General features: G+C 64.2%; 15 protein-coding genes. 3 read left to right on the top strand and 12 right to left on the bottom strand.

Features of this window, described 5'->3' with window-relative positions; translation table 11 throughout:
* Nucleotides 1-2 precede the first annotated feature (2 nt).
* The 5 genes from VGO12_RS18280 to VGO12_RS18300 form a co-directional block, all read right to left on the bottom strand.
* Nucleotides 3-872, bottom strand: coding sequence for a fumarylacetoacetate hydrolase family protein (locus tag VGO12_RS18280; protein ID WP_327514159.1), 870 nt, complete (start codon nt 870-872; stop codon nt 3-5).
* Entirely contained in the window at nt 869-2,305 is a 1,437-nt protein-coding gene (locus VGO12_RS18285) for a pyridoxal phosphate-dependent decarboxylase family protein (RefSeq protein WP_327514160.1), read from the bottom strand. The genes VGO12_RS18280 and VGO12_RS18285 overlap by 4 nt, the downstream gene beginning before the upstream one ends.
* 52 nt (nt 2,306-2,357) lie before the next feature.
* Nucleotides 2,358-3,338, bottom strand: coding sequence for a 3,4-dihydroxyphenylacetate 2,3-dioxygenase (hpaD, locus tag VGO12_RS18290; protein WP_327514161.1), 981 nt, complete (start codon nt 3,336-3,338; stop codon nt 2,358-2,360).
* A 33-nt stretch (nt 3,339-3,371) separates the two neighbouring features.
* A complete protein-coding gene (gene hpaE / locus VGO12_RS18295; protein ID WP_327514162.1) occupies nt 3,372-4,889 on the bottom strand; it encodes a 5-carboxymethyl-2-hydroxymuconate semialdehyde dehydrogenase in 1,518 nt (505 codons plus the stop codon).
* A gap of 62 nt (nt 4,890-4,951) precedes the next feature.
* A complete protein-coding gene (locus VGO12_RS18300; RefSeq protein ID WP_327514163.1) occupies nt 4,952-5,344 on the bottom strand; it encodes a 5-carboxymethyl-2-hydroxymuconate Delta-isomerase in 393 nt (130 codons plus the stop codon).
* Nucleotides 5,345-5,452: 108 nt separating this feature from the next.
* On the opposite strand from VGO12_RS18300, the gene hpaR reads away from it, so the two are divergent.
* A complete protein-coding gene (gene hpaR, locus VGO12_RS18305) occupies nt 5,453-5,941 on the top strand; it encodes a homoprotocatechuate degradation operon regulator HpaR (RefSeq protein WP_327514164.1) in 489 nt (162 codons plus the stop codon).
* Nucleotides 5,942-5,961: 20 nt separating this feature from the next.
* Here the strand turns inward: hpaR and VGO12_RS18310 are convergent, their stop codons facing one another.
* The 6 genes from VGO12_RS18310 to VGO12_RS18335 are packed head-to-tail and all read right to left on the bottom strand — an operon-like array spanning nt 5,962 to nt 12,329.
* The gene (locus VGO12_RS18310) at nt 5,962-6,984 is read right to left on the bottom strand and encodes a phosphotransferase enzyme family protein (RefSeq protein WP_327514165.1); all 1,023 of its coding nucleotides are present in this window, start codon (nt 6,982-6,984) and stop codon (nt 5,962-5,964) included.
* 7 nt (nt 6,985-6,991) lie between these two features.
* Nucleotides 6,992-8,272 (bottom strand): aspartate aminotransferase family protein, encoded by a 1,281-nt coding sequence (locus VGO12_RS18315; protein ID WP_327514166.1) that lies wholly within the window; start codon nt 8,270-8,272, stop codon nt 6,992-6,994.
* Between the two features lie 4 nt (nt 8,273-8,276).
* Complete coding sequence (locus VGO12_RS18320) at nt 8,277-9,632, bottom strand: aspartate aminotransferase family protein (RefSeq protein ID WP_327514223.1); 1,356 nt, start codon at nt 9,630-9,632, stop codon at nt 8,277-8,279.
* Nucleotides 9,633-9,634: 2 nt separating this feature from the next.
* Entirely contained in the window at nt 9,635-10,297 is a 663-nt protein-coding gene (locus VGO12_RS18325; RefSeq protein WP_327514167.1) for an HAD-IA family hydrolase, read from the bottom strand.
* Nucleotides 10,294-11,547 carry a Tm-1-like ATP-binding domain-containing protein gene (locus VGO12_RS18330; protein ID WP_327514168.1) on the bottom strand — a complete coding sequence of 418 codons (1,254 nt, stop codon included), beginning with the start codon at nt 11,545-11,547 and terminating at the stop codon, nt 10,294-10,296. Before VGO12_RS18330 ends, VGO12_RS18325 begins: the two co-directional genes overlap by 4 nt.
* Nucleotides 11,547-12,329: an IclR family transcriptional regulator gene (locus VGO12_RS18335; RefSeq protein WP_327514169.1), complete on the bottom strand. Its 783-nt coding sequence runs from the start codon at nt 12,327-12,329 to the stop codon at nt 11,547-11,549. Before VGO12_RS18335 ends, VGO12_RS18330 begins: the two co-directional genes overlap by 1 nt.
* 295 nt (nt 12,330-12,624) lie before the next feature.
* Between VGO12_RS18335 and VGO12_RS18340 the strand changes: the two genes are divergently transcribed.
* Together VGO12_RS18340 and VGO12_RS18345 are read left to right on the top strand one after the other, a co-directional pair.
* A complete protein-coding gene (locus VGO12_RS18340) occupies nt 12,625-14,076 on the top strand; it encodes an APC family permease (RefSeq protein WP_327514170.1) in 1,452 nt (483 codons plus the stop codon).
* Nucleotides 14,077-14,185: 109 nt separating this feature from the next.
* Nucleotides 14,186-15,664: an aldehyde dehydrogenase gene (locus VGO12_RS18345; protein ID WP_327514171.1), complete on the top strand. Its 1,479-nt coding sequence runs from the start codon at nt 14,186-14,188 to the stop codon at nt 15,662-15,664.
* Nucleotides 15,665-15,726: 62 nt separating this feature from the next.
* On the opposite strand, the gene VGO12_RS18350 is transcribed toward VGO12_RS18345, so the two are convergent.
* Complete coding sequence (locus tag VGO12_RS18350) at nt 15,727-16,629, bottom strand: LysR family transcriptional regulator (protein WP_327514172.1); 903 nt, start codon at nt 16,627-16,629, stop codon at nt 15,727-15,729.
* Nucleotides 16,630-16,735 lie beyond the last annotated feature (106 nt).

Genomic DNA, 16,735 nt, shown 5'->3' on the forward strand with positions numbered 1-16,735 from the left:
GCTCAGGCCTCGTCGGCAATGGGGTTGATGAGTGTGCCGATGCCTTCGGCCTCGACCTCGACGATATCGCCGGGCTTCAGCCAGATCGGCGGATCGAAACGGGCGCCGGCGCCGGTCGGCGTGCCGGTGACGATCACGTCGCCCGGAACCAGCGTGGTAAACGTCGAGACGTAGTTGATGATCTTGCGGAAGGAAAAGATCATCCGGCTGGTCCGGTCCTGCTGGCGCACCTCGCCGTTGACCCGCGTTTCGAGCCTGATGTCCGCGAGTTGCGCTTCATCGGTGAAGGGCACCAGCCACGGACCGATCGAGCCGGTGCGGTCGAAGTTCTTGCCCTGGGTGACGTTGAACTTGGCGTGCCGCACCCAGTCGCGGATCGTGCCTTCGTTGCAGAGTGAAAGAGCCGCGATATGGTCGAGCGCGCTCGCCTCAGGGATGCGGCGGCCGCCCTTGCCGATGACGATGACGATCTCGCCCTCGTAATCGAGCTGCGGGCTTTCCGGCGGGCGGATCAGCGGCTGACGGTGACCGGTAAAAGAGCGCGGAAAGCGGATGAACAGCGACGGGTTGGCGGGCGCCGCCTGGCCGTCCTTGTATTCTTCGTTGCGGTCGGGGAAGTTGACGCCGACGCAGATGATCTTTTCCGGTGCCGGCACCGGGACCTCGTAGCGGATGTCCTCCAGCGAGAAGTCGGGCGACATTCCGGCCGCCTCGTCGGCAAGCCTGCCAAGGGCGCCGGCCTCGATCACTTCGCGCAGCGTCGGGAACGTCGATCCGTAGCGTTTTGAAAGGTCGATCAGGCCATCGCCGGAAACGAGGCCGTATCCTTGCTTATTTCCGGCCGAGAAGGTGACAAAACGGGGAGGGGTCATTGGGGAGCCTTCGCTTTCTCGATGCGCCCGCCGAGACCGGCGGCGACTTCGACGATCACGTCGAACGCCGTCTCGGCATCAGCCTCTGTCATGTCGAACTGGCCCGCCTGGAAGCGGATCGCAACGCGACCGTCGACGCGGGTCTGGGTGAGATAGATGCGGCCGTCATCGTTGATCGCGTTGACGAGCGCGATGGTGTGGGCGTCCGGATCCCCGTCACTCAGATGGCGGAACGAAAACAGCGACAGCATAGGCTCTGTGACGATCTCGAAATCCTTGTGACCGCTGAGGCGCTCCGCCAGCCGCTCCGACCAGCGCACGTGGTTACGGATCATCGTCTGCAGACCAATAAGGCCGTGGAAGCGCAACAGGAACCAGAGTTTGAGCGCCCGGAAGCGTCGCCCGAGCGGGATCGTCCATTCGGAATAGTTGATGATGCCGTCGCGACCGTGGGTCTTCAGGTATTCCGGCTGGATCGCCAGCGTCTTCACCAGATCGTCCGGGCTGCGGATGAAATGTGCCGAGCAGTCGAATTGTGCGCCGAGCCACTTGTGCGGATTGAAGACCACGGAATCCGCATTCTCGACGCCGGTCCAAAGCGCACGGAACTCTTCACAGATCATCGCGGCCCCGGCCCAGGCGGCGTCGACATGGACGTAGAGACCGTGCGCGTGGGCTACCCGCACCACCTCGGCGATGTCGTCGCAGGCGCCCGTGCTCGTGCCGCCAGTGCAAGCAATCACGCCGGCCGGCAACAGGCCAGCCGCCTTGTCTTTGAGGATGGCGGCTTCCAGTGCGCCGGTATCCATCGCGCGTCGCGGACCCTTGGCCGGAATGCGAACAAGGTTCTCCTCGCCGATGCCCGAGACCCAGATCGCCCGGTCGATCGACGTGTGCACCTGGTCGGAAGAATAGATGCGCAGTTGCTGCTGGCCGGAAAGACCCTTCTTGTTGCCCTGCCAGCCGAGCGCCTTCTCGCGCATGACCAGCACGGCCGACAGCGTCGCCGAGGATGCGGAATCCTGGATGACGCCGGAGAAGCCCTCCGGCAGGCCGATCGCCTGTCGCAGCCAGTCGATGACCTTGGTTTCAAGCTCGGTCGCTGCCGGCGAAGTCTGCCAGAGCATGCATTGCGCCGCCATGGCAGTGACGAGATACTCGGCGACGACGGAAACCGGCGCCGCATTCGCCGGGAAATAGGCGAAGAAACGGGGATGCTGCCAATGGGTCATGCCCGGCAGGATGATCTTCTCGAAGTCCTCGAAGATCGCCTGCATGTCCTCGCCCGTTTGCGGCGGCCGCGACGGTATCTGGGCGGCAATCGCGCCCGGTGCCGTTTGCGCTCGCACCGGCCGGTCGCGCAGCGACGCCCGATAGTCGGCGCCCCATTGCGCTGCCTTCAGCGACCACTCGCCGAAACTTTTCTCATCCATCTGCGTCCTCCCGTCTTATCTCTGGCTCTATCCGCCCCTTCTCTCCAAGTCGTCAAGGCGCGACGATCGGTTGAGCCTTCAGGATCGAGTCTCGGATTTCGGCGCCGGCAAAGACGCTGCCTTCCTCGAACCAGGATTTCGGCGCCGGCGCGCCCCAGAGCGTCTGGCGCTGCGGGTCCTTCAGGTCCCATTTGATCGGTTCGAGATCCGGATCGATGGTCTGGTAGTCGGAGCAGTAGATCTCGATGCGGTGGCCATCCGGATCGCGCACGTAGAGGAAGAAGGCGTTGGAGATGCCGTGGCGGCCGGGGCCGCGCTCGATATTGGTAAGCCAGCCGGAGGTCGACATCAGGTCCAGGAGGTCGATGATGTTGAGCGGCGTCGGCACCCAGAAGGCGGTGTGGTGCAGGCGCGGACCGCGGCCGTTGGTAAAGGCGATGTCGTGCACGCCGCCCTTACGGTGGGTCCAGGCGGCCCAGAGCCGTCCGGTTTCCTCGTCGGCGGTGTATTCCGTTACCCGGAAGCCGATCTCGTTGTAGAAGGCGACGGCCTCATCGACATTGGGCGAGAAGCAGTTGAAGTGGTCGATGCGCAGCGGCTTCACGCCGCGGTAGAGCGCGTACTTCTGGTGGATCGGCGGCAGGCGGTCCATCTTCGAATAGAATTCGAGCGGGATGCCCTGCGGATCACGGGTGCGGAAGGTGCGTGACTGGTAGGGGCGCTCGATCCACTCAACCGGCAATTCCTTGGCCTTGAAGAAATGCGCCGCCTTTTCGAGGTCCTCGTCGCCAAAAACCTTGAAACCGAGGTCGCGGGCTTCCGCGCTCGCCGCCTTCTTCAGGATGATGCAGTGATGGCCACGTTCCTCCATGGCGCGGAGGTAGATCGTGTCCGCCGTCTCGTCGGTGACCTGCAGGCCGAGCACGTCGACATAGAAGGCGCGCGATTTGGCAAGATCGGTGACGGCGAGTTCCACATGGCTCAGCCGCACGATGTTGAAGGGCGGATAGAGGTTCGGTTTCGGCAAGGGCATTGATGTCTCCTCCAGAAATTTCTGCCTGCGCGCTCAACCGCCGAGCTTGGCGATCGCATGCGCCGAGCTGGCAAAGGCGATGTTCTTGGTTTCCATGTAAAAATCGAACGACCAGTCGCCGCCGTCACGGCCGATGCCCGAGCTCTTCACCCCGCCGAAGGGGGTCGGCAGGTGGCGCACGTTCTCCGAATTCACCCAGATCATGCCTGCCTCGAGGTGATCGGTGAAACGGAATGCGCGGGTGACATCCGAGGTCCAGAGATAGCCGGTCAGGCCGTATTGCGTGTCGTTGGCAAGCAAAAGCGCGTCCGCCTCGTCCTTGAAGGGGATGGCGGTCAACACCGGTCCGAAGATCTCCTCCTGGGCGATGCGCATGCCGTTGTTGGCGCCGGTGAACAGCGTCGGGGTGACGTAGCAGCCACCGCCTGGCCCTGCGAACTTCTCGCCGCCGGCGGCAACAGTCGCCCCTTCCTCGCGGCCGATACGGATATAGTCGAGCACCTTCTTTTCATGCACCGGATGGATGAGCGGACCGACGACGGTTTCCGGGTCAAGCGGATGGCCGACCCTAATGCGCTTCGCCTTTTCGGCAACGAGCGTCGTGAAGCGATCGTGGATACTGTCCTCGACGAGCAGGCGTGAGGACGAGGTGCAGCGTTCGCCGTTCAGCGAATAGATCATGAAAACGGCGGCGTCGGCAGCGCGTTCGAGATCGGCGTCGGCAAAGACGATGACGGGGTTCTTGCCCCCGAGCTCGAAGTGAACGCGCTTCAGCGTATCGGCGCCCTGTTTCATGATCATCGAGCCGGTGCGGCTTTCGCCGACAAAGCCGATCGCCTTGATATCCGGGTGTTCGGTGAGCGCCCGGCCGGCATCCTCACCGAACCCGTTGACAAGGTTCCACACGCCTTTCGGCAGGCCTGCTTCCTCGGCAATCTCGACCAGCAACCGTGCGGTCAGCGGCGAGAACTCCGCCGGCTTGTGCACGACCGTGCAGCCGGCGGCAAGGGCCGGCGCGATCTTCCAGGTCGACAGCATGAACGGTGTGTTCCACGGCGTGATGATGCCGACCGGGCCGATCGGCACGCGTGTCGTCATGTTGATCTGGTTGCCGCCGCGCAACACCTTGCCGTCGCGCGCTTCCGGCGCCCGGTCGGCGAAGAAGCGGAAGTTCTCCGCACCGCGCAGCGCCGCCTTGGCCATGAATTTCAGCGACTGTCCGGTGTCCATGCACTCGACGAAGGCGATTTCCTCGGCGCGGGCGACGATTGCGTCGGCTATATTGTGCAGCAGCTTCTTGCGCGCCTCGCCCGGCATCGCGGCCCATTCGGCAAAAGCAGCCTTGGCGGCCTTTGCCGCCCGGTCGATATCGGTGGCCTTGCCGCGAGCGACCGTTGCAAGCGGCTTGAGGTCGACGGGCGAGATCGTCTCGAAGGTCTCGCCGTCGAGCGCCGGCACCGCCTTGCCGTTGATGTGGTTGAGCACGCCTTCGCTCTTGAAGCGGGCGAGGTAGCGTTCCGCCTTGGCGAGGTTTTCGTCGAGCTTGGACATGATGTTCTCCGATGCCGGCGCGAATTTTTTCGCGCGCTGCTGTCGTTGGGATGCGGCGACGGCTAGCCTTTGGTGGCGCGCAGCCGGGGGTGAATGGCGTTTTTCTTCCAGCTCAGCTCCGGATCGATCTCGCGGATTTCCAGGCTGAGGGCGAAATGCGGCGCCTCGAAAAGCGTCGCGAGTTCATCACTGACGGCCTTGAAGATGGCGTCGCCCGTGGCCTTCTTTTCGGCATCGCTACGGCCGCTACCGATGCGGAAGGACATGTCGATGAAGCCATTCTCAGGCAAAAGGTCGGCGACTGCGTAGTCCGCACTGCGGATCGTGCGCACCCTGACGGCGCCGAGTTCGAACAGGCCGGTGCCGAGAATGGTCGCGTGCACCGTGCGGCACAGCCTGGCAAAGTCGACGCGACCGTCGAGGTTGCCGGAGTATTCGATTGTCAGATGCGGCATCTTTCCTCCCGATGCGCTCTCATATATTTAACATGTTAAAGAAATTGTCTGCGGTGTCAAGCCGCTCGCGTTCCGCACCTGCGTCCGCCGATTGCAGAACGAAAGAAAATGTCGGATAGAACGCACATGAGCCGCGAGAAAACCCCAGATGACCTCGGTCACGACGCCCTTTTGCCGCACAACACGCGCCGGTCGCTGCCGATCGCGCTGCTGCGCGCCCGCGAAGCCGTCATGGCGCATTTTCGCCCGATGCTCGCCCGTCACGACATCACCGAGCAGCAATGGCGGGTGATCCGCATTCTCGCCGAGGCCGGCCGGGTCGATGCATCCGAAATGGCCGACAAGGCCTTCATCCTGGCACCGAGTCTCACGCGCATCATCCGTTCGCTCGAAGAGCGCGGCATGATCACCAAGCACAAGGATGCGGACGACGGGCGGCGGGTCCTGCTTGAAATCGCCCCCGAGGGCATGCGGGTGATCGCCGATGTCAGCCCGGAGAGCCGGGCGATCTACGAACAGCTTGAAACACGTTACGGCCGCGACCGCGTCGAAATCCTGCTCGATATGCTCGACGAACTCGCGACACTCAACGACTGACCGGTTCGGTCCCAAGCTCGTCATCTCAGGCCCACCTCTGCAGCAAGCGCCAGTGTCTCGTCGGCGTAGCGCAGCACCCGTTTGCGAGCGTCAGACAGCTCCGGTCGCTCGGCGAACCAGCCGACATAGGTGAGGCTGCGAAGCACGAGGAAAAGGGGCAGGCAGGTCAGGGCTTCGTCGCTGAGGTTGCGCCGGCTACGGTAACCGGAGATCAGGGCCGCCTCGATCACGTCGTAGGCCGGCTCGCGCCTGTTCTTCAAAAGTGCGGTTGCCAGATCGAACAGGCGGTAGCCGTAGCCGGCATCGTCGAAGTCGATGAGTTTGACCCTCATGTCGCCGGCCTTGTCCTCGACCAGCACGTTCTCGCGCACGAGATCGGCGTGAATCAACCCGAAATCCCGAGCCGGGGCCGGCAGGGAAGCGAGACCCTGCGAGAGATCGAGGCGCAGCTTTGACAACGCCGATGCCTGCGCTGCGGACAGGCCCTCGCAGTCCCAGAACCGGCCCCAGAGCGGGCGGTCTCCAATCAGGCCTTCTTCATCCCAGGCGGCGCGCCAGAAGCCTTCGGGTGGCGTCCAGCGATCGGCGAGATTGTGCATCTCGGCCATCGAGGCTCCGAGCGCCGAGAAAATCTCGACAAGCCGCTCGGGCGATTGGGCCAAGGGTTTCCCGCTTTCACCCAGCGACTCCCCGTCCACCCAGTCGATGACATCGGCATGCTGCGCGGCAAATGCGTGCCAGTGAGGCAGGGGAACGAGCAGCCGTCCGTCCCTCGAAGCGATCGGCTGCGGCACCGCAAGTCCACCCTCGGCGAGCGCCGCCATAAATTGCAGTTCCGAGCGCAGCGCTGCTTCACCGTGGTAGCCCGAGCGATGCAGCCGCAACGCCGCCGGGCGACCGTCGGCGAGGCGAACGCGGAACACAGCGTTTTCGCGGTATTTCAGCAGCTCCGGGCTTTGCTCGGCGACGCCCCAATGGACAAGCGCCTGGCGCGCCCGGTCGTCGAGCGCGTTTCGAAAGGTCTTGGGCAACTCCGCCGACATCGACCGCTCACAGGCCCGAGAGCACGTCGTCGAGCGCCGACAGCATCAGATCCGCATTGTCGCGGGTAAAGGGCATGGGCGGTCTGATCTTCGTCGTGCACTGGTGGATGCCGAGCTTGCCCATCAGCACGCCGCGCTCGCGCATGGCGTTGATCACCTTCGTCGCGAGCGTGCTCGCCGGCGTTTTTTCGGCGCGGTCGATAACAAGCTCGGCACCGAAGAACAGCCCGGTGCCCCTGATATTGCCGATCACCCCGTGCTTTTCCGCAAGTCGGGTGAGACCCGCCTTGGCGTAGGCGCCGATGTTGGCGGCGTTCTCGATCAGGTTCTCGTCTTCGATGACGTCGAGCACGGCCATGGCCGCCGCACAGGAGACCGGGTTGCCACCGAAGGTGTTGAAGTAGCGAAACGCCTTGCGGAAGGCGTTGAGCGTCTCGGCGCCCGCCACCACGCCGCCGATCGGGTGACCGTTGCCCATCGGCTTTCCGAGCGTGACGACATCAGGGACGATGCCCGCTTTCTGGTGTCCCCACATATGCCCGCCGGTACGGCCGAAACCCGGCTGGACCTCGTCGGCAATCACAAGACCGCCGGCCCTTCTGACGGCAGCGACCGCGCCGTCGAGAAAGCCCGTGGGCAGATCCGGAAAGCCCTCATTGGCAAAGAAGGGATCGATGATCAGCGCCGAAAAACCGTGCGGACTTTTTTCGAGCGAGGCGATCGCTTCCTCCACCTTGGCGGTAAACGCTGCTGCGAAAGCCGCACCCGGCTCGCCGCCGAGCGGCCGGTAGCTGTCGGGTGCAGGCACGTGGCGGACATGGCCGCCAAAGCCGCCGACCGGCGGCATGCGGGTCGAAAGCTGCGACACGGCCGCCGTGTTGCCGTGATAGGTATGGTCAGTGGCGATCACCCCGGTTTTGCCGGTCACGGCCTGCGCCATGCGCAGCGCGACGTCGTTCGCCTCGCTGCCGGTGCAGGTCAGGATTGCCGTGTCGAGGCTCTCGTCGAAGGTGGCGGTCAGCCGCTCGACATAATCGAGAATGCCTTCGTGCAGATAACGGGTGTGGGTGTTGAGCGTTGAGGCCTGCTGGGCGATCGCGTCGGTCACCCGCGGATGGCAATGGCCGACATGCGGCACATTGTTGTAGCAGTCGAGATAGCGGCGGCCATCGGCGTCATAGAGCCAGACGCCTTCGCCGCGCACCAGATGCACCGGCTCTTCGTAGAAGAGCGACATGTTGCGCCCGAGCAGCCGCTCGCGGCGCGCGATCAGGTCCCGGTTGTTCATCCCGCTATCCCCGTGCTGCCGTGAGGCCGGCGTCGAGCGCCGTCAGAATGCGGGTGACATCGGTTGCCGTGATGACCAGCGGCGGCGACAAAATGACGTTGGCGCCCGAAGTCCGCACCATGACACCGGCATCATAGGTCACGTCCTGGACCTTCTGGACGATATCCTTCGCTGCTGCTGATTTCTTCTCGCGGTCGGAAACGAGTTCGAGCGCGCACATCAGCCCCTTGCCGCGCACGTCGCCGATCAGCTCGTGCCGGGTCTTCAGCGCTTCGAGGCCAGCCATCAGTTCCTCGCCGCGTGCCTCGGCGTTTTCCGCCACGTTGTGCTTGCGCGTTTCCTTCAAGGTCGCGAGTGCTGCCGCGGCGCCGACCGGGTGGCCGGAATAGGTGTAGCCGTGACCGATCGATCCGGCCGCCGTCTTGTTGCTCTCGAAGGCTTGCGCGACCTTGTCGGCGATCATCACCGCGCCGAAGGGATAATAGCCATTGGTGATCGCCTTCGCCGTCGACATGAAATCGGGCTTCACGCCCCAAAGCCGCGAGCCGGTCCAGGCGCCGGTGCGGCCGAAGGCGGTGATCACCTCGTCGGCAATCAGCAGGATGCCGTGGCGGTCGCAGATCTCGCGCATCAAAGGCATGAAGGTCTCGTGAGGCACGATCACGCCGCCGGCGCCAAGCACCGGCTCCATGATTAAGGCCGCGATGGTGTCGGCCCCCTGGAAGGCGATCTCGTCCTCCAACAGGCGGGCAATCGACTTGGCAATCACCGCGCCGTCGGTCGTGTCGAACGGGTTGCGGTAGCTATAGGGCGCCGGCAGGTGGAAGACGCCCGGCAGCAGCGGCTCGTAGTTGCGACGGAAATTGGCGTTGCCGTTGACCGATGCGCCGCCGAAATGGGTGCCGTGATAACCCTTCTTCAGGGCGACAAACTTGGTGCGCTCCGGCTGGCCGTTGAGCTTGTGGTACTGGCGAGCGAGACGCAGGCAGGTCTCGACGGAATCCGAGCCACCGGAGGTGAAGAACGAGCGCGTCAGCCCGTCCTCGCGAAACCATTCGGCGAGCTCGTAGGAAAGCTCGATCAGCGGCGAGTTGGTGGTGCCTCGAAAGGTCGAATAGTAGGGCAGGTCGTCGAGCTGGAGGCGGATCGCCTCCTTCACCGGCTCGCAGGAATAGCCCAGATTGACGTTCCAGAGGCCGCCGACCGCATCGAGCACCTTCTTGCCGTGGATGTCGACGATCTCGACGCCCTCTCCGGCATTGATGATGCGCGGCGGCGTCGCCTGCATCTCGGCCGGATGGGCCATCGGATGCCAGAGATGGCGGGCGTTGTTCTCGATGAGGAAGTTGGTTTCGCGCATGGTCATGCTCCTGTCCGTTCGAGGCCGAGCATCCGAAGCGCTCTGGCGTAACTTTCTGCGGGTCGGGTGACGTCGAAATGGACGTGAGGCAGGCCGACGGCCCGCGCACCCTCGATGTTCTTCAACTGGTCATCCACGAAGACGCAGGCCTCGCGCGGCACGTCGAGCTGGCTCAGCACCAGTTCGTAGGCGCGCGGGTCCGGTTTCAGGATGTTGGTGTAGGTGGCGTCGACGATCGTCTCGAAAAGTTCGATCAAAGGGAAGCGTTCGCGGAACGCGACCCCATAGAAGAGGTCGAGCTCGTTGGAGAGGATCGCGAGGCGAATGCCGGCCCCGTGGGCGGCAAGGATAGCGGCCCGTGCTTCGGGCCTGAGCACGAGTTCCGGCTCGGCTCCGCGCGCCCGCTGCACGAAGGTCTTCATGTCGCTCCAGTCTTCGCCGAGCAATTGCCCGACTTCGCGAGTGCGGGTCGTCCAGTAGTCCCGCTCGGTGATCTCGCGCCGTTGCATGGCCGCCCAGAGCGGATCGGTCGCCGTGTCGAAGGGACCGCGCCATGTGAGCGTGCCTGGCGAAAGACCGAGCGCGCGTTCGGTGATGTCGTGTGTCTCAAACAGCGTGCGGGTGACGACGCCGCCGAAATCGAGGATCAGCGCGCGATCGCTCATGGCCGGCCCTCGGGCACGATGCCGCGCACCACCCAGTCGTCGAAGATCGCCAGTGCTGCCTGCGAGAATTCCGGCGCGTTGATGTGGCTGTCGACTTCGTGCAGGGCGACGCTTGCCGGGATCTGCCGGCGCATCTCGACGACGAAGGCTTCGAGCGCTTCAGGCTCATGCAACGGCTCGCCCGGCTGGTCCCATTCCTGAATGCCCCCAAGCGGCAGGATGAAGGCGACCTCGGCGCTGGCATCCTTAAGCTTGCCGCCGATCACGCGGGCGATCTCGCGCCGCCCCTCCGACGACGTGGTCACGGAGCCGAGCAGCCGGTTGTGGGCGTGGTACGGGCGATCGGCAAAAGCGTCCGGAACGGGCTGCCAGGCGGGCAGGTCGACCATGTCGACGGCGCCGGGTGCGACGATCTGGGGGATTCCGGCGCGTCCGGCATTCTCCAGCCGGTCCGGACCGGAAGTCACCACGGTGCCGTGGTGATGGTTGCTGACCTCCTGGATGCAGAAGTCGAAGACGGCGGTGAAGCCCTTCTCGGCGGCAATGGCCTCGAAGGCGCGTCCGCCCATGCCGGTCGCATGGAAGACGGCGACATCGTAGCCACGGCGCTCAAGCTCGGGCTTCAGGTGCTTCATGTATTTGAGGCAGCTCGAGCCGAGCGAGGTCATGCCGACCAGCGGCCGCGATCCGTCCGGCTTCGTGCCGAAGCGCGCGGCACCCACGACTGCGCCGCAGGCCTGCGAGAGCACCGAACGGCAGATGCCGTTGAGGCCGTAGAGCCCGCCGGCCCAGAGAATCATCATCAGATCGGGGGCGATGCGCTCCGGTGGCAGAAGGTGCGAATAGGCAATGGTCGAGACGATGAATTTCGGCACGCCGAGCGGTAGCGCCGCGGCAACGTCGAGCGCCAGATCGGTGCCCATGGAGCCGCCGAGGATGATGACGCCATCGGCCTGGCCGGCCTCGTGGAGCGACCGCGTAAGGGCGGCAGCACCTTCTGCCATCAGCGCCATGGCGCTGTGTTCGTCACCGCTCGCGGCAATTGCTTCGATCGTCACGCCGGCGGCGTCGGCGATGTCGTGGCGGGAAAATTCCGGCTGGTAGGGCGGATCGCCGAGAATGCTGACATCCATCATCACGGGCAGGCCGCCGGCTTCGCGGATGACGGACGCCATGAACTGGAGTTCGTCGCATTTGGTGTCTCCCGTACCCACGACCAGGATGTTGGGGAGACGGTTCATTGCATTCATCAGCCGGCCCTCCTTGCCAGCGGATCGGCAGCAACCTGCTCCAACCCGAAAAGTCTTTCGGAAATGCGCCGCGCTGCGGTCATCGCCGCGCGGCCCATCTGCTCGACCGTTTCTTTTTCGGCCCGAGTCGCAGGCGCCGCGATAGCGATGGCGCCGACCGGCGGGCTACCGGGCGCGCGGATCGGAGCGGCAACGCTGACGACGCCGGTTTCAAGCCCGTGATGGCAGATCGAGTAGCCGCGGCGCAGCGTCTCCCCCAAGGTCTGGCGGAGGGCTGCCGGCTCGGTCAGCGTGTGGTCGGTGAACGCTTGAAGCGGCGCCGACAGGGCCGCGTCGATGTCCTTCTGCGGGCAGAAGGCCAGAAAGCCGAGGCCGGATGCGGTGGCGTGGAACGGCAGGATGCTGCCGACATCGACGATCACCCGGTGTGCCCGCTGCGAATCCTCGACGTGGATGGTCGACAGGCGGCCGGCGGCGTGCTCGGAGAGATGGACCGTCTCGCCTGTCAGGTTAGCCAGCTCCCGGGCAAAGGGTGTTGCGACGCTCAGATAGGGAAAACGCGTCTCGCGGATGCGGGCAAGGCGCACCGGCGCGCCGCCGAGGCGATAGCGCCGCGTTTCCGGGTCCTGCTCGACGAAGCCGTGCTTTTCCAGTTCGACGAGAAAGCGCCTAGTGGTCGCCTTGTCGAGCGCACAGTGCCTGGCGATGTCGCTCAGGCCCGCTTCCTTCTCCAGGCGCGAGATCGTGTCGAGCAAAGTCAGGGCCTTACCGATGGTGCTCATCCATTCCTCCTCGTTGAGCGCCGTCGCAAGTCTCTCCGCCTGTTCCCGTTGATGGGGCGGTGCGTCCGCCCTCATGCCTCAGGTCGAGATACTTAACATGCGAAATAACTTGACAGGACCGCGCGGCATTTGCAAGTCTATATTTGAAGCTAAGGTTCACATATTGAACCGAAAGACTTGCGCGGCCAAGATAAAAAGCAAGACCCCGCGCCTCTCGTCCGCTTCTGGGAGCATGCCTCTGGAGAGAAGGACCAGCGGCAAAAAGGCGCTATCGCCAACAAGGGGAACTGACACCATGACAACTCCATCGTCGCCCGAGACCGGGCCGAACCAATTGCGCAAGAACGCCCTTGGCGTCGGCGCGGTCACCTTTCTCGTCGTCTCAGCGGCAGCACCTTTGACGGCGGTTGCCGGCGGCGTTCCGCTGTCGATGCTGCTTGGAAACGGCGCCGGCATTCCCGGCACCTTCCTCATCGTCACGCTGATCCTGCTGCTGTTTTCCGTCGGCTATGTCGCCATGGCCCGGCATATCCGCAATGCCGGCGCCTTTTACGCCTACACGGCTCAAGGGCTCGGCGGCCTGATGGGCGGTGCGGCCGCGATGATCGCAATCCTTGCCTATAACGCCATGCAGATCGGCGTTTTCGGCCTCTTCGGTGCAGCCACTGCCGGCCTCTTCGCCGGCCTTGGCATCGATCTTCCCTGGTGGGTCTGGACCTTTATCGGCATCGCCGCAGTCGGCGTGCTCGGTTATCGCCGCGTCGATCTCTCCGCCAAGGTGCTGACGGTCCTCGTCATCCTCGAATATCTCGTCGTGCTCGTCATCGACGTGGCGATCCTCGCCAATGGCGGCGACAGCGGCCTGACCGCCGTCTCGTTCACGCCTTCGGCGGTTCTGTCCGGCTCGCCGTCGATCGGCATTCTCTTCTGCTTTGCCGCCTTCATCGGCTTCGAGGCAACGACGATCTACAGCGAAGAGGCGCGTGAGCCTCACAAAACCGTGCCGCGCGCGACCTACATCTCGGTGCTCATCATCGGCATCTTCTACATGTTCACCTCCTGGCTGATGGTGAATGCCGCCGGTGCCGATAAGCTGGTGCCGGAATTGCAGAGCCTTGCCGATCCGACGACGTTCCTCTTCGGCCTTGCCGAACGCTATGCCGGTGGCTGGCTGCCGCCGCTGATGAACGTGCTCTTCGTCACCAGCCTTTTTGCCGGCGTGCTGGCGTTCCACAACGGCGTCGCGCGCTACCTCTATGTCGCCGGCCGCGAACGGCTGCTGCCGGCCTCGATCGGCGTCACCCATCCGGTCTACCACAGCCCCCATGTTGGCTCGCTGATCCAGACCGTGATCGCCGTGCTGGTCGTGGCGCTCTTTGCCGCCACCGGTCAGGACCCGGTGCTGGCGCTGTTTTCGTGGCTCACCAATGTCGGTACGCTCGCCGTCATGACGCTGATGGCGTTTACCGCCTTTGCGATTGTCGCCTTCTTCGGCCGCAATCCCGGTCTCGAACGCAACCCGCTGGTGACCAAGGTCATTCCCGTCGTAACCGGGCTGATCCTTGTTGCCGTCATCATCGCCATTGCCGTCAATTTCGGCGATCTTGCCGGCGCAACCGGCATGCTCGCGGTGTTGCTGCCGGGGCTGGTGGTGATCTTCGGCGTGATCGGTCTAGTGCTTGCAGCATCGCTGAAGTCGGGCAACCCGCTCGAATTCGCCCGCCTCGGCGCCGGCCAGGAAGTCTGACGGCAGCCTTGTGGTTCCCGGACCCAGAATTCCGGGAACCGCGCGATCTCGAACAACCGGGACGGCGGATTTTCCGCCGTCCCCAAAACGTCAAACGGGACCAGACATCATGCAGGACAACATCGACCAGTTGCGAAGCCTTCCCGTCGCCGGGCAGAAGCTGTTTATCGGCGGCCACTGGGTGGAGAGCCTGTCCGGTCAAACGCTTGATGTCGTCTCGCCGATCGACGGCAGCCATCTGACGACGATTGCCGATGCGGGTGCCGTCGACGTAGATGCAGCGGTTCGCTCCGCGCGCGCGGCCTTCGAAAAGGGAAGCTGGTCAAAGGCGGCGCCGGTGGTGCGCAAGAAGGTGCTGACGCGCATCGCCGAGATCATCGAAGCGCAGGCGCTGGAGCTCGCCGTGCTCGGTGTGCGCGACAATGGCACCGAAATTTCCATGGCGCTGAAGGCGGAGCCGGGCAGTGCCGCCGGCACCTTCCGTTACTACGCCGAGGCGCTCGACAAGGTCTATGGCGAGATCGCGCCGACGGCCGACAACATCCTTGGTCTCGTGCATCGCGAGCCCGTCGGCGTGGTCGCGGCGATCGTGCCCTGGAACTTCCCGCTGATGATCGGCGCCTGGAAGATCGCCCCGGCGCTTGCGGCCGGCAACTCGGTGGTGCTGAAGCCGGCCGAAGGCGCGTCGCTCAGCCTGCTCAGGCTTGCGGATATCTGCGCCGAGGCCGGTCTGCCGGAGGGTGTCTTGAACGTCGTCACCGGCCGAGGTGCGACGACGGGGGAGGCGATCGGCCTGCACGGCGATATCGACGTGCTCGCCTTCACCGGCTCGGGCGGTGTCGGCCGGCGGCTGCTGGAATACTCCGCACGCTCCAACCTGAAGCGCGTTTACCTCGAACTCGGCGGCAAGTCGCCGAATGTGGTCTTTGCCGATGCGCCGGATCTCGATCAGGCGGCGCGCGTCTCGGCCTACGGCATCTTCCGCAATTCCGGCCAGGTCTGTGTCGCCGGCTCAAGGCTACTGGTCGAGCGCTCCATCCACGAAGTCTTCGCCGAGAAGGTGGCTGCTATCGCTGCGTCGATGAAGGTCGGCGATCCGTTGCTTCTCTCCACCGAGGCGGGCGCGATCTCGAGCGAGGCCCAGCTCCTGAAGAACCTTGAGTTTGTTCGTGAAGCGGAAGCGGAGGGCGCAGGGCTGCGCTCAGGCGGCAAGCGCACCCTCGAAGAGACCGGCGGCTTCTACATGCAGCCGACGGTTTTCGACGTCCAGCCCGAAATGAAGCTGGCGAAGGAAGAAGTCTTCGGGCCTGTGCTCGCGATCATTCCGTTTGACGACGAAGCAGACGCGCTGAAGATCGCCAATGCGACCGATTATGGTCTGGCCTCGGCCGTCTGGACCGCAAATCTGTCGCGGGCCCACCGCATGGTGCGTGGCATCCGGGCCGGCGTCGTGCACGTCAACACCTATGGCGGCGCCGACAACACGGTGCCGCTCGGCGGCGTCAGGCAGTCCGGCAACGGTCACGACAAGTCGCTGCATGCGCTCGACAAATACACAGATCTGAAGACGGCCTGGATCCAGCTCTAGAACTCGACCGACTGCCACGCCGCGAATGCACGGGCGTCGCCAGGATGTCATCCCGGTGGCGGTCACTCCATCGCGCTGCGCAACGACCGCATGATTTCCTCGGCGAACATCGAGGCTGCAAGGCCGTGGCTGCGCTTCTCGCGCTGGACGAGCGAAAGCACGTTTTTGCCGAATGTCCGGTCGCGAATCTGCAGATAGGTGAGCATGCCGTTGCGCTGTTCTTCGGTGATGTCGAATTTGCTGAGGAAGGCAATGCCGTCGCCTGCGGCGGCAAGGCACTTCATCGCCTCGATCGAGTTGGTGAGATAGGTCGGCTCGACCTCGACGCCGGCCTGCGCGAAGGCGTCCGCGACGATGCCGTGGATCTGCATCGACCTGTCGGCAAAGATCAGCGGATAGGGCTGGCAGGAGGCAAGCGGCAGCGTTTCCATGCCGACGAGCGGATGCTCCGGTGCCACCACCGCGCCAAGACGGGTATCCATCTTCCAGAGGGTTTCGAGTTGCGGCGCGGGCGGCAGGTTGAACGCGAAGCCGAGATCGGCTTCGCCATCGGAAACCGCCTGAACGATATCGCGGGCAAACATCACCCTGATCGTGATCTTGAGCCGCGGGTGGCGGGCGCCGAATGTGGCGACGGCCTTTGGTACGATGCCGCCCGCAAGGCCGTTCATCGTGGCAATGATCACCTCGCCGCTCTGCAAGGCCTTGATGTCTCGGATCTCGGCTTCGACCTGGTTGTACTCCTTCATCGTGCGCCGCACATGCGCGACCAGGATGTCTCCGGCAGGCGTCAGCCGCAGGCCACGCGGCAGTCGCTCGAACAGCGGTTCGCCGATTTCCTCCTCCAGCTGCAGCACATGCTTGTTGATGGCGGACGCCGCGACGTTCAGCCGTTCACTGGCGCCGCGGATCGAGCCGCAGCGCGCCACTTCGTCGATGTAGCGCAGTACGCGCGAGTGCAGCATGAGGATCTTCCTGTTTCATGCGTTCTCGAAAAGAGAACGATGCGCGCATTTAATACTGCTTTTCGGAAGCGGTGCAATGGCCTCTTATGGTTGGCGAGGGGCGCGC

This window comes from Ensifer sp., assembly GCF_035999135.1.
In the GTDB taxonomy this organism is placed as follows: domain Bacteria; phylum Pseudomonadota; class Alphaproteobacteria; order Rhizobiales; family Rhizobiaceae; genus Ensifer.

Bases quoted from the DNA above. Each gene is read 5' to 3' on its own strand.
- VGO12_RS18280 (WP_327514159.1), bottom strand. From the start codon at position 872: ATGACCCCTCCCCGTTTTGTCACCTTCTCGGCCGGAAATAAGCAAGGA.
- VGO12_RS18285 (WP_327514160.1), bottom strand. From the start codon at position 2,305: ATGGATGAGAAAAGTTTCGGCGAGTGGTCGCTGAAGGCAGCGCAATGG.
- hpaD (WP_327514161.1), bottom strand. From the start codon at position 3,338: ATGCCCTTGCCGAAACCGAACCTCTATCCGCCCTTCAACATCGTGCGG.
- hpaE (WP_327514162.1), bottom strand. From the start codon at position 4,889: ATGTCCAAGCTCGACGAAAACCTCGCCAAGGCGGAACGCTACCTCGCC.
- VGO12_RS18300 (WP_327514163.1), bottom strand. From the start codon at position 5,344: ATGCCGCATCTGACAATCGAATACTCCGGCAACCTCGACGGTCGCGTC.
- hpaR (WP_327514164.1), top strand. From the start codon at position 5,453: ATGTCGGATAGAACGCACATGAGCCGCGAGAAAACCCCAGATGACCTC.
- VGO12_RS18310 (WP_327514165.1), bottom strand. From the start codon at position 6,984: ATGTCGGCGGAGTTGCCCAAGACCTTTCGAAACGCGCTCGACGACCGG.
- VGO12_RS18315 (WP_327514166.1), bottom strand. From the start codon at position 8,272: ATGAACAACCGGGACCTGATCGCGCGCCGCGAGCGGCTGCTCGGGCGC.
- VGO12_RS18320 (WP_327514223.1), bottom strand. From the start codon at position 9,632: ATGCGCGAAACCAACTTCCTCATCGAGAACAACGCCCGCCATCTCTGG.
- VGO12_RS18325 (WP_327514167.1), bottom strand. From the start codon at position 10,297: ATGAGCGATCGCGCGCTGATCCTCGATTTCGGCGGCGTCGTCACCCGC.
- VGO12_RS18330 (WP_327514168.1), bottom strand. From the start codon at position 11,547: ATGAATGCAATGAACCGTCTCCCCAACATCCTGGTCGTGGGTACGGGA.
- VGO12_RS18335 (WP_327514169.1), bottom strand. From the start codon at position 12,329: ATGAGCACCATCGGTAAGGCCCTGACTTTGCTCGACACGATCTCGCGC.
- VGO12_RS18340 (WP_327514170.1), top strand. From the start codon at position 12,625: ATGACAACTCCATCGTCGCCCGAGACCGGGCCGAACCAATTGCGCAAG.
- VGO12_RS18345 (WP_327514171.1), top strand. From the start codon at position 14,186: ATGCAGGACAACATCGACCAGTTGCGAAGCCTTCCCGTCGCCGGGCAG.
- VGO12_RS18350 (WP_327514172.1), bottom strand. From the start codon at position 16,629: ATGCTGCACTCGCGCGTACTGCGCTACATCGACGAAGTGGCGCGCTGC.